This is a genomic window from Methylocaldum sp. RMAD-M (genome assembly GCF_017832375.1).
Lineage (GTDB): Bacteria > Pseudomonadota > Gammaproteobacteria > Methylococcales > Methylococcaceae > Methylocaldum.
Map to the genome: position 1 here is coordinate 1 of NZ_JAFIBZ010000042.1, position 16,301 is coordinate 16,301.

The 16,301-nt window shown below is 59.6% G+C and carries 11 protein-coding genes and 1 riboswitch; of the genes, 7 read left to right on the plus strand and 4 right to left on the minus strand.

Features of this window, described 5'->3' with window-relative positions; translation table 11 throughout:
• Positions 1–187: 187 nt before the first annotated feature.
• Both JOD69_RS22755 and JOD69_RS22760 read left to right on the plus strand, forming a co-directional pair.
• Complete coding sequence (locus JOD69_RS22755; RefSeq protein ID WP_086133264.1) at positions 188–1,951, plus strand: phospholipase D-like domain-containing protein; 1,764 nt, start codon at positions 188–190, stop codon at positions 1,949–1,951.
• 30 nt (positions 1,952–1,981) lie between these two features.
• Positions 1,982–3,031, plus strand: a complete 1,050-nt coding sequence (locus JOD69_RS22760; protein WP_086133263.1) for a DUF2278 family protein — start codon at positions 1,982–1,984, stop codon at positions 3,029–3,031.
• A gap of 431 nt (positions 3,032–3,462) precedes the next feature.
• Here the strand turns inward: JOD69_RS22760 and pssA are convergent, their stop codons facing one another.
• The gene (gene pssA / locus JOD69_RS22765; RefSeq protein ID WP_077730081.1) at positions 3,463–3,975 is read right to left on the minus strand and encodes a CDP-diacylglycerol--serine O-phosphatidyltransferase; all 513 of its coding nucleotides are present in this window, start codon (positions 3,973–3,975) and stop codon (positions 3,463–3,465) included.
• 328 nt (positions 3,976–4,303) lie between these two features.
• Here pssA and JOD69_RS22770 point away from each other — a divergent pair, with 328 nt between their 5' ends.
• Both JOD69_RS22770 and JOD69_RS22775 read left to right on the plus strand, forming a co-directional pair.
• Positions 4,304–5,503, plus strand: coding sequence for a PAS domain-containing sensor histidine kinase (locus JOD69_RS22770; RefSeq protein WP_240506790.1), 1,200 nt, complete (start codon positions 4,304–4,306; stop codon positions 5,501–5,503).
• 37 nt (positions 5,504–5,540) lie between these two features.
• Positions 5,541–5,744 carry a hypothetical protein gene (locus tag JOD69_RS22775; protein WP_086133261.1) on the plus strand — a complete coding sequence of 68 codons (204 nt, stop codon included), beginning with the start codon at positions 5,541–5,543 and terminating at the stop codon, positions 5,742–5,744.
• Here JOD69_RS22775 and JOD69_RS22780 read toward each other — a convergent pair.
• The 3 genes from JOD69_RS22780 to JOD69_RS22790 all read right to left on the minus strand — a co-directional run bounded on the left by JOD69_RS22780 (position 5,729) and on the right by JOD69_RS22790 (position 10,222).
• Complete coding sequence (locus JOD69_RS22780; protein WP_086133260.1) at positions 5,729–6,412, minus strand: VPLPA-CTERM sorting domain-containing protein; 684 nt, start codon at positions 6,410–6,412, stop codon at positions 5,729–5,731. The two genes, JOD69_RS22775 and JOD69_RS22780, sit on opposite strands and share 16 nt — an antisense overlap.
• Before the next feature lie 1,237 nt (positions 6,413–7,649).
• On the minus strand, positions 7,650–9,557 hold the full coding sequence (locus JOD69_RS22785) for an EAL domain-containing protein (RefSeq protein ID WP_086133259.1): 1,908 nt from the start codon (positions 9,555–9,557) through the stop codon (positions 7,650–7,652).
• A complete protein-coding gene (locus tag JOD69_RS22790) occupies positions 9,554–10,222 on the minus strand; it encodes a transglutaminase-like cysteine peptidase (RefSeq protein WP_210024321.1) in 669 nt (222 codons plus the stop codon). The genes JOD69_RS22785 and JOD69_RS22790 overlap by 4 nt, the downstream gene beginning before the upstream one ends.
• Positions 10,223–11,331: 1,109 nt before the next feature.
• A riboswitch (cyclic di-GMP riboswitch) is annotated at positions 11,332–11,409 on the plus strand.
• A gap of 162 nt (positions 11,410–11,571) precedes the next feature.
• On the opposite strand from JOD69_RS22790, the gene JOD69_RS22795 reads away from it, so the two are divergent.
• From JOD69_RS22795 to JOD69_RS22805, 3 genes are all read left to right on the plus strand, one after another.
• The gene (locus JOD69_RS22795; RefSeq protein WP_086133258.1) at positions 11,572–12,372 is read left to right on the plus strand and encodes a hypothetical protein; all 801 of its coding nucleotides are present in this window, start codon (positions 11,572–11,574) and stop codon (positions 12,370–12,372) included.
• A gap of 108 nt (positions 12,373–12,480) precedes the next feature.
• Positions 12,481–13,971 (plus strand): hypothetical protein, encoded by a 1,491-nt coding sequence (locus JOD69_RS22800; RefSeq protein ID WP_086133257.1) that lies wholly within the window; start codon positions 12,481–12,483, stop codon positions 13,969–13,971.
• Between the two features lie 686 nt (positions 13,972–14,657).
• Complete coding sequence (locus JOD69_RS22805; RefSeq protein WP_348529979.1) at positions 14,658–16,259, plus strand: ShlB/FhaC/HecB family hemolysin secretion/activation protein; 1,602 nt, start codon at positions 14,658–14,660, stop codon at positions 16,257–16,259.
• Positions 16,260–16,301: the final 42 nt, after the last annotated feature.

Here is a 16,301-nt window from a genome sequence, read left to right on the forward strand (position 1 = left end):
CGCCCGCGAGTTCTTCGACCGTCACAACCGCTCTCCACAGCAGGTGCTCTCGATTATCGGTTCCTATGCCGCAAAAGTTTCATGAATGTACTTAGGAGCCGCGGGCGCCGGTTATCGGAGTCGTTCGTCAAAAGCCTTGAGATAACGGTATCGGCCGCTTGACGGCCGGGCACATAATAGGGGGCATATGGAAAAGGTCGCCATCCGTGCATATCCGGCACCGGGAATGATCTTGCTCGCCTTCGATTGGGACGAGGGGAGCCGGCGTAAGGATTTCCTGGGTTTCGCCGCCAGGCGCACACCCGGATTTCGCGATCCCGCGACGCGCCGGTACGCCCCTTCCAGCTGGCTTCTGAACCGCATCGACTTCAACGGTCCGGCCGACCCGGAACAGCCCGATTTTCCCAGCAACGAAGCGCCGATCCAGAAGTTTCTGTGGTGGGACGCACGAATCGGCGATGAAGACCGGGCGGCCGCGAGCGCCGGACGCAATCCGGTTTTTCGATACGAGGTTTTCCCGGTGATCGGCACGCCGGGGAATCTCCAGCCGCTTGCGGAAGCAGCGGGAACGCTCGACGTCACGCTTCCGGCGGAAATCGAACACGGCATCGGCACCTGGTTCAACCGTGCGGTGCTGAGCTCCCAGGGTTTCATGCGGAAGCTGCGCGGCATGGGGCTGGAGCTCGACGACAAACCCAGCGCGGAGCAGGCGCGCGAATTGCGCCGATGGCTGGCCAACGGTCTGGACGGCGTGGTCCCGGCATTTCTCAGGCAGGCGAGGGAGGCGGTCGGGGCGATCTATCATCTGACCGACGAACTGTTCATCGTTCCGGCGCTGGACACCTTCAGCCGGAATCATTCCCTGGCTCTGGTCTACGACGCAAAGAAAACGGAATCGGCGGACGGTGACAGGGTTTCGCCCAATCAACCGGCGGTGGACCGGATAAAGGACCGGGTGGCGTTTTTCCCCCGCGACAAGGCCGCCATCATGCACAACAAATACCTGGTGTCGGGCCGCGGGTTGGCCGGCCGTCGCCCCGCGGCAGCGAGGGTCGTGTGCGGTTCCGCCAACTACACCACGGGGGCTTTGTCGACCCAGGCGAATTTGATGCACACCTTCGATTCGTCCGCCCTGGCCGGGCTATATTTCGACCGCTTCAAGCGGCTCAAAGACAATCCGCCTTTGTCATCCCTGGCGCGGAATGCCCGCTGGTCGAGTCCGATTACGGTGGGCGATGCCGGGGTGCGGGTTTTCTTTTCGCCGGAAGCGAGTTCCCAGCGCGAATCCATCGACACCATCGTCGAAGCCATCCATCGGGCCAGGAGTTCGGTGCTTTTCTGCCTGTTCACGCCGACCGATGCCGAGCTTCGCGACGCCTGTTTCATGGCGGGGGACAACGGCAAGATGATGTTCGGACTGGTCAACCGGATCGCCAGGCCGAAAACGGACGAGGCCGTCCGCGTGGACCAGATCGCCGCGCTCGAACTCTACCACCGCTCCCGCCAGGGTCGCGACGTGATCGGCGCGGAGCGTTTCCGCCGGTCGGATACCCCGGAGGGCTTCGATACCGAGCTCATGCTGTTTCCGGGGGAAGCGCCGCCGCCGTTCCCGCCGGTCATCATCCATCACAAGTTCATCGTGATCGACGGCGAAACGCCTCAGCCGGTGATCTACTCCGGTTCCGCCAACATGAGCAACAACTCGCTGCACCGGAACGACGAAAACCTGCTGGAAATCCTGGGCTCCCGCCGCATCGCGGCGATCTATCTCGCGGAGTTCTTCCGCCTGTACGAACACTACCGGGCCCGCGCCGCGTATTACCGCGACCGGGAAACCACATCTTCCCGCCGCCGCAAGTTCAAGCTGCGGCCCGATGCCGGTTGGGCCCGCAAGCATTACTCGCCGGGTACGCCGGAATACAAATCGCGCCGCGCGATGGCGCAGGAATGACCTCGATCTCTTAACACGGAGAAAGCCACCATGCCCCTGAAAAATTATGGCGTTTTGAGAGCGACACCGGTCGATCGGCATCTCGGGACCGGCGACAACCCCCATTATCAGATTCTGGCGGTGGACGAGCAGGATCGCTATCGATTGGCGGTGAACGTCAAGTCCAAGCTGTGGCCTTCGGAATTGTCCTACCTGATCGTGCCGCACTTCCGGCATCCCATAACCGAGTCGCTGGAACAACTGGAGCCGGGCTGGCACAAGCTGCCCTCGAAGCCCGGCGGAGTCGCGCTGGATTACATCCGCGGCAATCTGTTCGGCTCGTTCGCCGAAATGACGCCTCTCCCGTTTTCCGTGCCCGGCCCGGACAACGACCTCAACGAGAAGATTGACCGCTACGTGCAGCGCGCCATGGCTAGCGAGAACGCCTGGGTGTATGCGTTCGGCGAGCCCTGGGGGCCGGAGAACAAGCGCGACAAGATCTTCGGTTTCGCGCCCGGCCGCGGCGTTCACGACATCCACATGAATCAGGGCAATGCCGACGATTTCGTCAAGGATGACGGCGTCTGGCAGGACGGCGGGCTGCTGTTCTGGTACGCGGACCAGCAGGAATGGGTGGCCCTCTTCCTGAAATTTCAGTCGCAGGCGATTCATACCGATGATCGTACCGGGCATATGTTGCCCGAAGAGCCGGGCGGTCCTCCCGCCGAACACGGCCTTCCGCCCCGGCCGACGCCGGTATGGCCTCCCACCCATGCGGTACCGGACGGCCTGGTGCGTATCGTGGCGGCAAAGGTCAATACGATCGAATCGCCGGAAGACGAAACCGTGATCCTGCTCAATACCTCGCCACGGCCTATCGATCTCGACGGCTGGGCACTGCTGGACCGCGCCAAGCACCGAAAGCCGCTGACGGGCACCCTGAATCCGGGCGAACCGATGATCATCCACGTTCGGCCCGACATCGAATTGTCCAACCAGGGCGGAATCATCTCGCTTCTCAATGCCGAAGGGCTGAAGGTGCACGGCGTGAGTTACACGCGCGATCAGGCCCGCGAGCCGGGGTGGACGCTCGTGTTTTAGAGCGTTTTTCATCCCGGTGTACGGATTCGTTCCAGGAGGGGAGAACGTAGGTCGGCAATCCCTTGCCGACGTATCGGCTCGGCGAAGGGCTTTGTCGGAAGGGCAGCTCTGGCGCTCCCAGAGATGCCGTTTGCGATTGGAAGGGTCGCGACTAAAGCGACCGTTTGCGATTGGGAAGGGATTGCCGACCTACATATCCGAATCCCTTACACCGATTCGGAAAACGCTCTAAAGCGTTTTCATCGCGCTCGTATGGCAAAACAGGCTTGGCGGAAGTCGTTGGCGCCTTCAGTTCGGGTGAATTGCTTCAAGCATTCGTAGGCCGGCAATCCTTTGCTGGCGAACCCGTTGCCTGCCAAGCTTGCATGTCTCGATGTGCCTAGCCTTGATCGGGCGAGCCGGTGCTCCCGTTACAGCGGAGACAAAGGGACTCAGAAAAGCCGCCGCACTCTAAGGCTGGAAACCATCAGGAAACTTTGCACCAGGAATATCATCGGCCAGGCATTGACACTTTCCGGTACGAACGCGGCGACCAGGAACAGGGTCGGGAACAGGACACCGTTGACCGTGATCGGAACCCCTTCAAAGGCATTGCCCTGCGAAATGTTGTAGCGCGCCAAACGCAGCATTCCGCAGGTGACGAACATGATCAGGATCAGTGTCTTGATCCAGTGATGGGTGTCGATCGAGAAATAGAGAAACGCCGGAGCCACGCCGAATGACACCAGGTCGGCAAGCGAATCCAGTTGTTTGCCGAACAGGTTCTGTTGGTGAAGTAGGGCCGCGATCTTGCCATCCAGGCTGTCGAAGAGCACGGCCAGCACCAGGAAACCGGAGGCCCAGTCCGGATGGCCTTCGGTGGCCAAGAAAATCGACATCAGCCCGGAGGCCAGATTGCTGATGGTAAACAGATCGGCAACTTTTATTAGTTCCAGCATTTTCATGGGACAGATTCCTTCTCGTGATGGTCGTGCTTGCTCGATGTCTCCCGGCCGTTGGTTCTCGGAATAAGACGACATTACTTTTGCGAATCGAAGTTCGTCGTAGCGGCGTAGACGATGTCCTTCGACCTCGTCGCTCACGTCTCTTTTCCGGCGAGCTCATCGGATCATGCCCAGACGTTATGACGCAGCCATGACAGTGCAAGTTTTCCAGACCTTTCGCCACGCGCCATCCGATCGGCCGAAACAAAAGGGCGCTATCAATGTCGTATCAGCCGAAAGGATTCGCCAGTGGTACACGCCTACTACGGAACTGGAGTCAAGATCAGTGATGCCTTGTCAAATGAACGGCTTCTCCGGCAACCGCTATGCGGACTTCTATGAGTTCGCGCCCGTGGGTTACGTAGGTTTGGATGCGTGCGGCATCATTCGTGCCCTGAACGCGACCGGCGCGCGCCTGCTCGGTGGTCAACGGGATCATTTCCTCGGTTCTCTCTTTCTTTACCTCATCGCCGAACAAGACCGCCATCAGTTCCTGCAACATCTCCGGGACTGCCGGATATGCGGCACCGGCCTGACCGAGCTCACCTTGCTAACCGTCGAGGGACGAGGATTGCCGGTCGTGCTGGACAGTCGAATGGGCGCGCCAGACGATTCCGGGACGGATGTTCATTACTGGGTCTCGATAATCGATGTCAGCGAGCGGAAGAAGGCCGAAGCGGCCGTACGAAAGGCGCAAATCGAACTGGCTGAGCGGGCTCTCCAGCTCGAGGCCGCCAATCGCGCCCTGCACGAATCCGAGCGTCGCAAGGACGAGTTTCTTGCCATGCTGGGGCACGAACTCCGGAATCCCCTGGCGCCCATACGCAACGCCATGGCGATCATGCGGAAACTCGATGCGCCGGACTCCCAGCTTCGATGGGTACGGGACGTGGTCGACCGGCAGGTCACTCAGTTGGCGAGGCTCGTGGACGATCTTTTGGATGTCTCGCGGATCGTTCAAGGCAAGCTGACTCTGCGCAGAGTGCCTATGGATTTGACGGTGGTGATCGATCAGGCGGTTGAGACCTGTAAGCCGCTCATGGACCAGCGCCACCACCGTTTTACGGTTTCGTTGCCTGCTGATCCGATTCGGCTCGAGATTGACGCTGCGCGCCTGGTACAAGCAATCTCGAACCTCTTATCGAATGCCGCCAAGTACACCCCGGAAGGCGGCTTCATTTGGCTTACCGCATTCGTTGAAGATAGGAATGCGGTTATTTGCGTTCGCGATACCGGAGAGGGAATTCCCAGCGCGTTATTGCCCCGCCTGTTCGACGCCTTCACTCAAGCCGACCGCACTCTGGATCGCTCTCAGGGAGGATTGGGGTTGGGGCTGACCATCGTGCAAAAAATCGTCGCTTTGCATGGCGGACAGGTCGAGGCCCGCAGCGAAGGGCAGGGAAAGGGCAGTGAATTCGTGGTGCGGTTGCCGCTCGATTCGCCTACGTCCTTGCCGCAAGAGGCAAGCACCGATTCCGTGGCGGATTGATGCTTTTAAGGAAGCTCTGAACAAGTGGAATCCGTTCATGCCCTTCGACGATGCTCAGGACAGGCCTGTCGAAGAACTTAATCAGAGCTTCCTTAAGTGGCATCTTACGATTCCAGTTCGGCAGCCGTCGCAGGTCGGCAATCCTTTGCCGACAAACGCGATCGACGTGCAAAGCGGCGGCTCGGAGAGCAGCCTGATCCAAAATGGCGAGATCTGCGCCTTGATTCAGCAGCGTGCCTGATTTTTCTTGGCCGCCATCACGCTGGTCAAACCGGCGAGTCCGGAGGCCAAGAGCCACACGGCCGCGGGCAAAGGCACCGGGGCCGGTTCGCCGCCGGACAGAACCGCGCCGATGGTCACGCGGATCGAGTTCAGATCGATCCAGGCCTCACCCTGACTGCCCACCGGAACGGCCCCCAGCATCGTCGTCAATAGGATGTCCAGTTCTTCGCTCCGGGCAATCGACTGCTCGAACAGCGTGGTCCAGCTGCCCGCCTTTTCGCCGCCGCTGCCGCCGAGGCGGAAGGATTTTTCACCCGAGTCGCGGAACAACTCGTCGTTGGTAAAGTCGTCGAGCCGGAGCCGACTGCTGGCCGAAACGCTGCTGTTCTTTCCGGCGAGTGCATAGTCGCCGCCCTCCGCCAGGTGAAACTGATTGATCAGAAATCCGTCCTTGGCGATGACCTGAAATTCCATGGTTTCCCTTAGGCGCTGGGAAGCCGAGGCGGCAGAACGATCGGAAAAGGCGAAGCTCAGGGTATCGCCGTCGATGGACGGTGTCCCGAAGTAATCCAGGTCCTCGTCCGCAAACTGGAAATAAACCGATTGGCCTTCCAGCAGAGCGGCCTGCGCGGCAGCCCCGCAGAAAAAGAAAAGAATGCCTGTGATTGCACCGATAAATGTCTTCATGAGCAGCTACTCCTTACAGTCAGTTTAAAACGCAACGAAAAACCCGAATTCCAAACATTCCCTCGTATCTCTCTCGTCCTACAAAAGCGGCGACCCTATACGTCTGCGAAAGGCGCGTAGAGGTATGACGGGCGACGATGCCCGGATTTCCACACTCCAATTCCACCCATCCCTGCCTGGTTTATCGATTCGGCGAGATAACCAAGATATGGCTGTTTCCGAACGACCTTTGATATCCCCCAAAATGCTCTGACAAGCCTCGATATACCGTTCCTATCCCAAACAGCCTCTCCGCTGGCGCCCAAGCTTCGGCTTGGGCGCCCCGCCCGAGAAGCTCCCGCTTCCCGCAACCGCATGCGGATCGAGAAGCGGGAGCTTCTCAACGTCGGTTCCCAAACGGGAGTTTGGGAACCAGCACATACCCAGTGCAGGTCGCTTCAGTCGTACACCCTCAACCGACAGCACGCTTTCTATGCCTTTGGGTTCCAGGGCGTCGCTCGATGATTTCCGGCGCTTTCATGCCGAAAAGGTCAACGACAAAAAAATCTTTCAGTTTTTGTTTATTAAATCGAAGTTCTGTGAAGATTTTGTTAAGGGTCTGTGACATTTTGAGAAATTTCGATGGCGGCCTATTGGTGGTTCGGAATGTGGTCGCTCTTGGCCCCGGCGGACGGCTCCGGGACCGATGGCGAACCAGAACATGCGAGAGGGCGTATACGGCGTTTTCGTAACGGACGGCGCGAGCCGCGTGCTGAATAGCAGTCCGATGCCGATCCGCGTTTAGGTGAAAAGTCTCCCGTCGGGTTCGGATGTCTGGGGATTTAGCAGCAAACTCTGAGCCAAGGACTCGTGTTTCGCTGAATCAATGGGATAGGATGAAAATCTACGGTGGGCGTAAAATTCGCTGACGCCAGGAAAATACCCCAGGCGCACCGTTTCAGGTATTTTTCCAAATCGCTTTCAATCAGGAATTGTTTTGTAGGGCGGGTTAGGCCGCGAGGCCGTAACCCGCCGAACGGCCTCGGATCGGTGGGTTACGCTTCGCTAACCCACCCTACGATAATGTTCGCTTGAATGTTGAATGGATTTACAAGCCGTCTGAAGCGATCCGTTCGTCGCCGGGAAGAGACATCCCCTCCGGCAGGCGAATTTTCCTGTTTGGTGTAGCGTCTCCAGTAAGTCGGGAAGGGATTCCCGACCTACTCGCCAGTGCCCGTACAGTAGGTATGAAAACGTTCTAGCTCGCCTTCTCGAACACACGGCCTTGCACCGCGTCGAACCCGAGGCCAAAAAGCAGATCGGCCTCGTCCTCCCGTTCCACGCCGGTGGCGGCAACGCGGATACCCAACTCTCGTGCGTATTGGCATAGCGCCTTGAGCAGGGCCTGATTGCCGGCGTCATCGAATATCCGGCGGCAGAGAGCTCCTTCCACCTTTACCCAATCCGGCATCAATTCGTTTAACCAGGCCAGTGCGCCGGGATAGGGCATGAAGCGATCCAGCACGAACCGAAAACCGTCTCTCCTGAGCTCGCTAACGGACTCGGCCGCTTGCGGGGCCAAAATCAGCCGATTCAAGGGGACTTCTATGGCCAGATTTGATCGAGCGGGCACTTTATGTCTAAAAGATCGAGCGAATCCCGGCTGCATGATGGTGGCCACCGACAAATTGACGGACCATGCCGCTTCGGGTTTTTCCGCCATCGCTTCCTGAAGGCGCGCGACGACGAGTTCGTCCAGCAACGGAGCCAGATCGGTTTCCTCGGCAATGTGCGCCAAGGCGCCCGCGGAAAGCCGTAATCCGTTTTCCGTCACGATGCGCGCGAACACCTCGTAATGTTCGGGTGCCGAAGCGTTTCGGCACATAAGCGGCTGCCGCTCCAGTTCCACACGACCGTTGTCCAAGGCCTGCCTCAGCAACGCCAGCCGGCCGCTCCCGCCCGGCGTCGGATCTGCCTCCGCAATCCGAAAGCTCCCGCTGGACCCCATCTGCGCGTCGCGCAGCGCAGCGTCCGCCCGGGCAAGAAGTGCCGTGCTGCTATCGCCGGAAGAGAGGGCCGCCCCGATATGGACGGTGCAGGACGAAGCGATTCCGGTCTCGAGCAAAGCCATCACCGTCGATTGGGCGAGGTGATGGGTCAGATCGTTCAGGCAATCGGCATCGGCGTGCTCCAACAGCACGGCAAACTGCGCGCCGTCTATTCGCGCCGCCGAGCCGTGCGTCTTTTCGGCGACAGCTTCCACAACATCGGCGAGAAATTTGACGACAAGATCTCCCGTATCGCGTCCGAATCGGCGATTGCATTTCGCCAGTCCGGTGAGCTGAAGGATGGCAATGGCGTGCTGCGTTCCGGATATTGCCAGGGCCGCGTCCAGCGATGCGAGAAAATACGCGCGATTGAAAAGACCGGTTTGCCGGTCGTGGTGGAGATCCCGCTGTAGTTTCTCGATGGTTTCCATCTTCGCGTTCAGCATGCGCCGCACCGCTTCCGACATACGGTTGAACGCCGAGCCGATATGATGCAGTTCGCGAATACGGGGCAGCTCCGCCAAAGGCTCGAACTTGCCTTCGCCGATGCGAAGCGCCAGATTTTCCAGCCGGTCCAGCGGACGTAATGCCTTTTGCAGCAGCCATACCGACAGCAGCGCGGAGATCAGCCAGAAACCCAGAGTCCAGCCCAGGATGGACCAGGTCATCTGCCAAAGTTGGCCATATCCGAAACCGGGATGGCTGGCCACGTCGACCACGGCTGAAAGTTTCCAGCCGGCCATCGATTCGGCCCGACCCGCTGGAGCGTCGAACGGCACGCGGCTGATGAACCATTCGGGAGCGCCGTCCACTTTCAAGGGGAGTTCCCGCTCCACGACGGATTCGCCGTTGGGGCGGATCACGGCGATACGCCGGTAGTAGCCGCTATCGTAGAGAGCGTCCACCGCATTGGCCACCGCCGCGGTGTCGTTGCTCGCCAGGGCGGGCGATAGTTCCAGCGCCAGAGTGGTTGCCGTTTCTTGCGCATGAGCGTGCAACTGGCGTTGCAGAAAGCCGTGGGTATTCGCCAGGCCGGTGGCGAAAAGAGCCAGCCCCAGCAGCAGAAACAGCAGACTGAGCAGCAGGACCAGCAGGATTTTCAGGCTCATCGTCTTCATCGAATCGCTCCCGTCTTTTCGTGGTGCATGCGCGCCAACAGATCGTTCCAGTGGCGTATGTCGGACGCTTCACCCAGTTTGCCATGCTGCCCGCGCTGCTTGGCCGACCACAACCCCTCCGCATTGAAGCTCATGGTCGGCGCTAGATCGGTCCGCGCGGCGGCCGGCCGGATATCGCCGATCAGATTGTCCAAAATCAGCGGTTCGGATTCCGGGGCGGGATAGTAGGCCAGGACCATGTGCGGCTCCATGCGGCTCAGCTGTGGCCGCCAGACCCGGACATAAGTGACCCGCAATCGGTCGGGAGCCACTCCTGCCGCTCGAAGGGTGAAATATTTGGCCAGGGCGAAATCCTCGCAGTCGCCGCCGTTGGCGGCCAGGAGTTCCACCGGAGTCGCCCAGTAGTCGCGGCGCGCCCATTGGTCAGGGTCGGAGATATTGGGCAGCCGGTTGAAGAAATCGTTGACTCGCGCCAGCTTCTCGTGCTCGCCGGCACCGCCCAGATGCAGAACCAGGTCGCGCCACGCCGACAGACGTTCCACCGCCGCCGATCCATAGCGCTGGCCGACCAGTTCCAAGGTTCGTACATTGGGGAGCAGGTCCATTTCGACGCCCGCCACGGCAAGGACCGCAAAAGCGGCGCTCCATATCAATAAGCGTTTCAAGAGCTAAGGGGGTTGTTTTGGAGGAAGCGTATCTTGCCCCATCTCGGCGAAATTTCGCCACCTCATATCCCGGTGGTCGATCGTTTTTCACCGAAGTATAGCGGCGCAGATTGGGAAACCGCCCGTACCTCTAAGTGCCTATCTCAGTAGGCCGTTCGCCCTGAGCCGAGGCGAAGGGTTTTTGAAACCTACTGGGAAGGCTCTAAATGTAGGCCGAAACGAGCGGCCGTAGGTCGGCAATCCCTTGCCGACGAAGGCGTCCGGATGCAGGCCCGGCTAAGCGTCAGCGCTTGATGGCAAACGGTCGCTGCTATACAGGTCAGCGGACCGCCATTCCGGTATGGATTTTCGCTGGCTCCCAAGCTTCCGCCTGGGAGCTATACCCGAGCAGCTCGAGCTTCTCGAAACATCATTCGAATCGAGAAGCGGGAGCTTCTCAACGTCGGTTCCCAAACGGGAGTTTGGGAACCAGCCTAACGACGGAGGCATGTCGGATCAATCGGTTGCGGGCCGGTTGGCACCGAACCGCGGAGTAGGTCGGGAATCCCTTCCAATCGCAAACGGTGTCTCCAATCGCAAACGATCGGTTCGGGAGCACCGAACCGATCCTTCCAGGAACGCCGGAGCCACCCTTCCAATCGCAAACGGGCCTTTAATCGGCCCCTTCCAATCGCAAACGGTCGCGTTAATCGCGACCCTTCCCGACGGGATTTGTCGGCAAAGGATTGCCGACCTACCACCCGATACACCGGGCAAGGCTTCGGAAGAAGTCACATCCAGCGGTGCCCTTCCTCAATTCCCCCGCCTTCATGTTGCGAATCCGTAAAGTCGTTCAGCGAAAAAGCTACAGCCGGGGCAGCTTGCAATCATCTGCGACTTAAGGTTTTGAAAAAAAACACAGCACGCAAATGTAATCCAAAACAAAGACTTAGTTGATGCGCGGGAGCCGTGCGTTGAGTTTTTTCAAAAAATTTCATCGGTGTCACACAAACTTAACTTGGTTGTAAAAAAGCGACATTAAAGTCTGTCTCGCCTTCAAAGGGACGGAAGAAAACCGCAGTGCGGTTCAAGTTGCGGCCGGGGAGCAGGAGCCCGGTCTAGGAGGGTTGCTAGGACAAAGCCACACTCGTCGCGAGGCGGGGCCGGAAAGCCACGGGTCTTGATTGCAAGATAGCCGGGTTGCCACACCAACGTTGATGGCAGCCCGGCTTTTTTGTTTTCGGTGCCAGGAAAAAGGCACAAAAAAAGCCGGTCGCCGAAAAGCGACCGGCTGAAAACAGCCCTGCAGATTGACCTTGGGGAGATGTCTGCAAGGTATTTTCAACCGCAATTCTAGACGAGGAATGGTAATGAATAAATTGAAAACTTTGGTGGCCGGCATCGCGCTGGCGTTTTCGGCCGGCGTAGCGAACGCTGCCATCGATGATGGTAAGCCCGGCAACCAAATCAACGACGCGGGCGACATTCAGGGCGAACTGTTCCTGAACGTGTGGAACCAGGCGGCAGGCGAAACCTTCACCTTTGATACGGGCTGGTCCTACGAAGCGTTCGCGGCCAACCCGACCAGCTTCACGGCTAACTTCGGCGCGGATGCGAAATGGGCTAATTTTGCCGCCACCGGCAACCCACTGGTGTTCAGCTTGGGCGCGAAATCCGATCAGCAGTTTGGTACGGGCGGCGCCAATGGCCGTAATTACTTCATCTTGTCGGTCGATACAATCAATCCGGACTTTGGTACAGATTCCACCTCTCAGGCAGTTCGTGGTCAGATGGATCTCCGTATTCAGGATATCAATCAGACTGATCTCGATGTAAATCTCAACAACTCCACTTTTAGTGTCACGGGTCAGCCAGGAGATTATCCCAACTTCTGGGGCAGCAACGTGGGCGGTGCGAATGGTTCGATCGATACGGATACCGAGGTTGGCCAGTGGCTCGCTATGTACGAGGTGTGGTCGACGGGCGGTGGCCGTGGACAAGTGACCACCGTCAATAATCGCGTGCTGGGCTATGCCTTCCTCGATAAAGACTTGGGCACGCTGTCCTTCGCGAGCGAGCCGCCGTCCGCCGTTCCGGTGCCACCGGCCCTCTGGCTGATGGGTTCGGCCATGACGGCGCTGGTGGGCTTTTCCCGCCGCCGGACCGCCTAAGTTGTCCTGAAATACCGGGTTCCTCGGCGTGCGGCGCTGCGGCGCCGCCTTCGGGGGCAGCCCGGTTCCTCCGATAAAACGCAAACTTCTCGATTTTTGGAGATCGATATGAAACTTCGCCACATTTCTCTGGCCGTTGCTGCCTCTTTAGGCGCCGCTGCCAATGTATACGCTTACAATCCGACTGCCGCCCACACGGTGACGGTGTACATGTCCGGCGCCTCCGCAGTGGACAACCAGATCGCCGCCCTGCTGGATACACAGGTCTGCGAGGCGAACAAGGATTATCTCAACTTCTCCGGCGGCAAGCCGAACGGCAATTACTGGGGCATCTCGTGCCAGACCAACACCCTGGGCACCAAGAAGATCGCCAGCCTGCCCGCCAACGCGAGCGTGCTGTTCATCAAGCGCGCGGCCGGCGGTTCCGCCCAGGGCGTGAGCCCGTTGCTGGCCAACCAGGCCATCGCTCATCTGAATGTGAATTCATGCACTGGCAGTTCTCCCAACTGGAATTGCGCCAGCCAGACCAACATCCTGTCGGATGCCGGCATCTCCGACGTGAATCCCGAAATGTTCCGCGGCAAGAACACGCCGGCGGGCTTCGCGCCGGTAAACCCGGCGGACGTGGCGGCCAAGCTGATCGTGCGTCCGGTGGCGGCCCAGGTGTTCGGCATACCGGCCACCAAGCTGCTGCGCGATGCTTTGCAGGATGCGGAAATCAAGCTGGGCAAGCTGCCCAATACCTGCGCCCCCGGTAACGAAACCGAAGCCTGCATGCCCAGCCTGAGCAAGGCGCAGGTATCGTCTATCCTGGCTGGCCGCGTCGGCTTCTGGAATGATGTGTACGTAGACGACAACGGTACCCAAACATCCTTGGTGGATTTCGTCAACGCGGCCTATCGCCCGACCGACACCACGGTGCACATCTGCCGCCGCGTGGACGGTTCCGGCACCCAGGCTCAGGCCAACGCGAACTTCCTGCATCACCCCTGTGTCAGCAGCTCTTCGTTGCCGGCGGAAACCGATGATGTTCTCAACGGCCCCCGTGCATTCCTGAACAGCGGTTCCACCGATGTGGAAAAGTGCCTCTCGGATCTGAACGACGGTACCAACACCGCTACCCTGCCGGTAGTGAACACCGACGGCCGCACCGCGTGGGCGGTCGGCGTGCAGGGTACGGAAAAGAACCCGACCAACGCCAGGAACTACCGTTTCATCAAGATCGACGGCGCGGCGCCGACCCTCGAGAACGTCTGGAACGGCAAGTACTTCGACTGGGCCGAGCTGACCGTTCAGTATCCGAAGACCGGCCTGAGCGCCAACAAGATCGCCGTGATCGAGTACATCGCCGCACAGGCGGCCAACCCGTCGGCGGTGGCAGCGCTGAACACCACCACCTCCAACCACACCTGGGGTCAGGCAGGTTATATGGCGCTGAGCACCAACGGCCATACGATGGACAATGTGTTCAATACCGCCAATCCGGTTCTGGGTTATACCCATGCTCCGGCGGGCGCATCGCTGGACAACTGCCGCACTCCGCAGTTCAACCCGGACATCGCTCCGAACAGCGGCTTCACGCTGGGTCTGCCGTTCTAAGGATGGATGGTCTGGCGAACGGCTGACGTTCGCTCATGAAGGAAAGGGGCGCCTTCCGGCGCCCCGCACCAAGCCGGCCGGGCCGCGAGGACCGGCTGGCTTCGGCTTTGAATGGATCGGAAGGCGGAGGCCTTCCCGGTTGCCGGACTCCGGTATTTCTGTGGCGTCGAGGGGAGACGGTGTCGCGGTGTGTCGGAGAGCGGCAAGCGAGAAGGTGTGCCGTTTGTGTATGAACTTTCACGCGTTCCTTTGCCAGCCTGAGGGCGTCGAAACGACCCGCCCCGTAGGCTGGGTCGAGGAACGAAACCCAGCGTCTTCGCTAGAGCGTTTTTTACCGCGGTTTAGCGGTAAGGATCGGGCAATTGGTAGGTCGGCAATCCTTTGCCGACTAAGCCCCTCGCCGAGCCAGAGTGTCGGCAAAGGATTGCCGACCTACGCTACTACGTTCGTCCGGCGCAGGAATAAAGCGGCGCTTTGACTGGATCGAAGGGCGATCCCGTTAAGTTAACCCTATATCGTCATTCCGGCATGGATTGCCGGAATCTAGAAGCCACGGAGGGCATCGGCTCGGGGTCACATCCCTGTGCTCTGGATGCCGGCATTCCCTGCCGGCATGACGGCTTGGCTTAACGATATCGAGGCGGCGGGTGAGGGTTCGATTCGATATTGTGTTTACGAGGTAAATGGTGAATTGGGTTTTATTGCCGGCGCGGTACATCGTGGCCGGGTTGCTGCTGATCTCCCTGGCCGCTAAATGCGACGAACAACCTACACCCGAGGCGTCTGCCGCTCCGAAGTTCGATGTCTGGGAATATCGGGTGGAGGGTAATTCGGTGCTGGACAACACCCGCATCGAGAAAGCGGTCTATCCCTTCCTCGGGCCGGGCAAGGCCATCAACGACGTGGAGCTGGCGCGGCAGACGCTGGAAGCGGCCTATCACGACGCAGGCTATCAGACGGTTTTGGTCAATATCCCCGAACAGGACGTGGAAGGCGGCGTGGTCGTCCTGGAAGTCACCGAAGGCGCCGTCGAGCGTCTGCGGGTGACGGGATCCCAGTATCACTCCCTCAAGAATATCCGCGAAAAGGTGCCGGCCCTGGCCCAAGGCAAGGTGCCTCATCTGCCGGAGGTCCAGGCTCAGCTCGCCAAACTGGGCGAGGAATCCCAGGATCGCCAGGTGACCCCCGTGCTCCGGGCCGGGAAGACGCCCGGCAAGCTGGAGGTGGAACTCAAGGTTCAGGACGAGCTTCCGCTGCACGGCAGCGTGGAAATCAACAGCTACAACGTAAGCAATACGACGCGGACGCGGCTGCTGGGTTCCATACGCTACGACAATCTCTGGCAGTTGCACCACAGCGCCTCGCTGCAATATCAGGTTTCTCCGGAAAATACCGAGGAGGTGGAGGTTTGGTCAGGGACCTACGCGCTGCCCACCGGTTTCGAGGATACCCGCTTCGTGTTCTACGGCATCGGCATTGCGTCCAACACCAACATCGCCAGCGCGGGCGCGCTTTCGGTGATCGGTACCGGCGAAATTTTCGGGGCACGGCTGGTGAAGCCCTTGGAACCCTCGGGCGGATTGTTCCAGAGCCTGCTGTTCGGTTTCGACTACAAGAGTTTCGACCAGTCGGTCAACCTGGTCGGAGCGGATACGCAAAACACACCCATCACGTATACGCCTTTCACGATCGGCTACGACGGCAGCTACCGCGGCAAGGATTTTCTCAGTGCGCTCCGCTTGAATCTCAACTTTTCGGTTCGCGGGCTCGGGAACGAGCAGCAGGAGTTCGAGGACAAGCGAATTTTCTCGCGCGCCAACTACGTCTATCTGACGGGCGAGTTCCGGCATCGGCACGAGTTGCCTTTCGGCTTGCAATTCGCCGGACGGTTCAGCGGGCAGGTGACCGATTCTCCGCTGATCAGCAACGAGCAATTTTCCGCCGGCGGCCCGACCAGCGTGCGCGGCTATCACCAGACCGAGGCACTGGGCGATCACGGCGTCATGGGCTCAGTCGAATTCATCAGCCCGCCGTTGGCGCCCGCTGCGTGGAAATTCATGAACGAATTGAGGGCACTCGCATTTTTCGACGCGGCCAAGCTTTGGATCGTCAAGTCCCTGCCGGGCACGGCGTCGCAATACCAGCTCGCAAGCGCCGGCGCCGGGCTGCGCCTGCAGGTTTGGAGGCACTTCACGGGCGAACTGGACTGGGCGTATCCGCTGGCCGAGGCGAACACGGTGGATAACGGCGAGCAGCGCGTGGATTTCCGCGTTGCTTATGAGTTCTGAAGCACTAAGCGAAAAACCCGAAGTTTCCGACGGGAAAAGGTG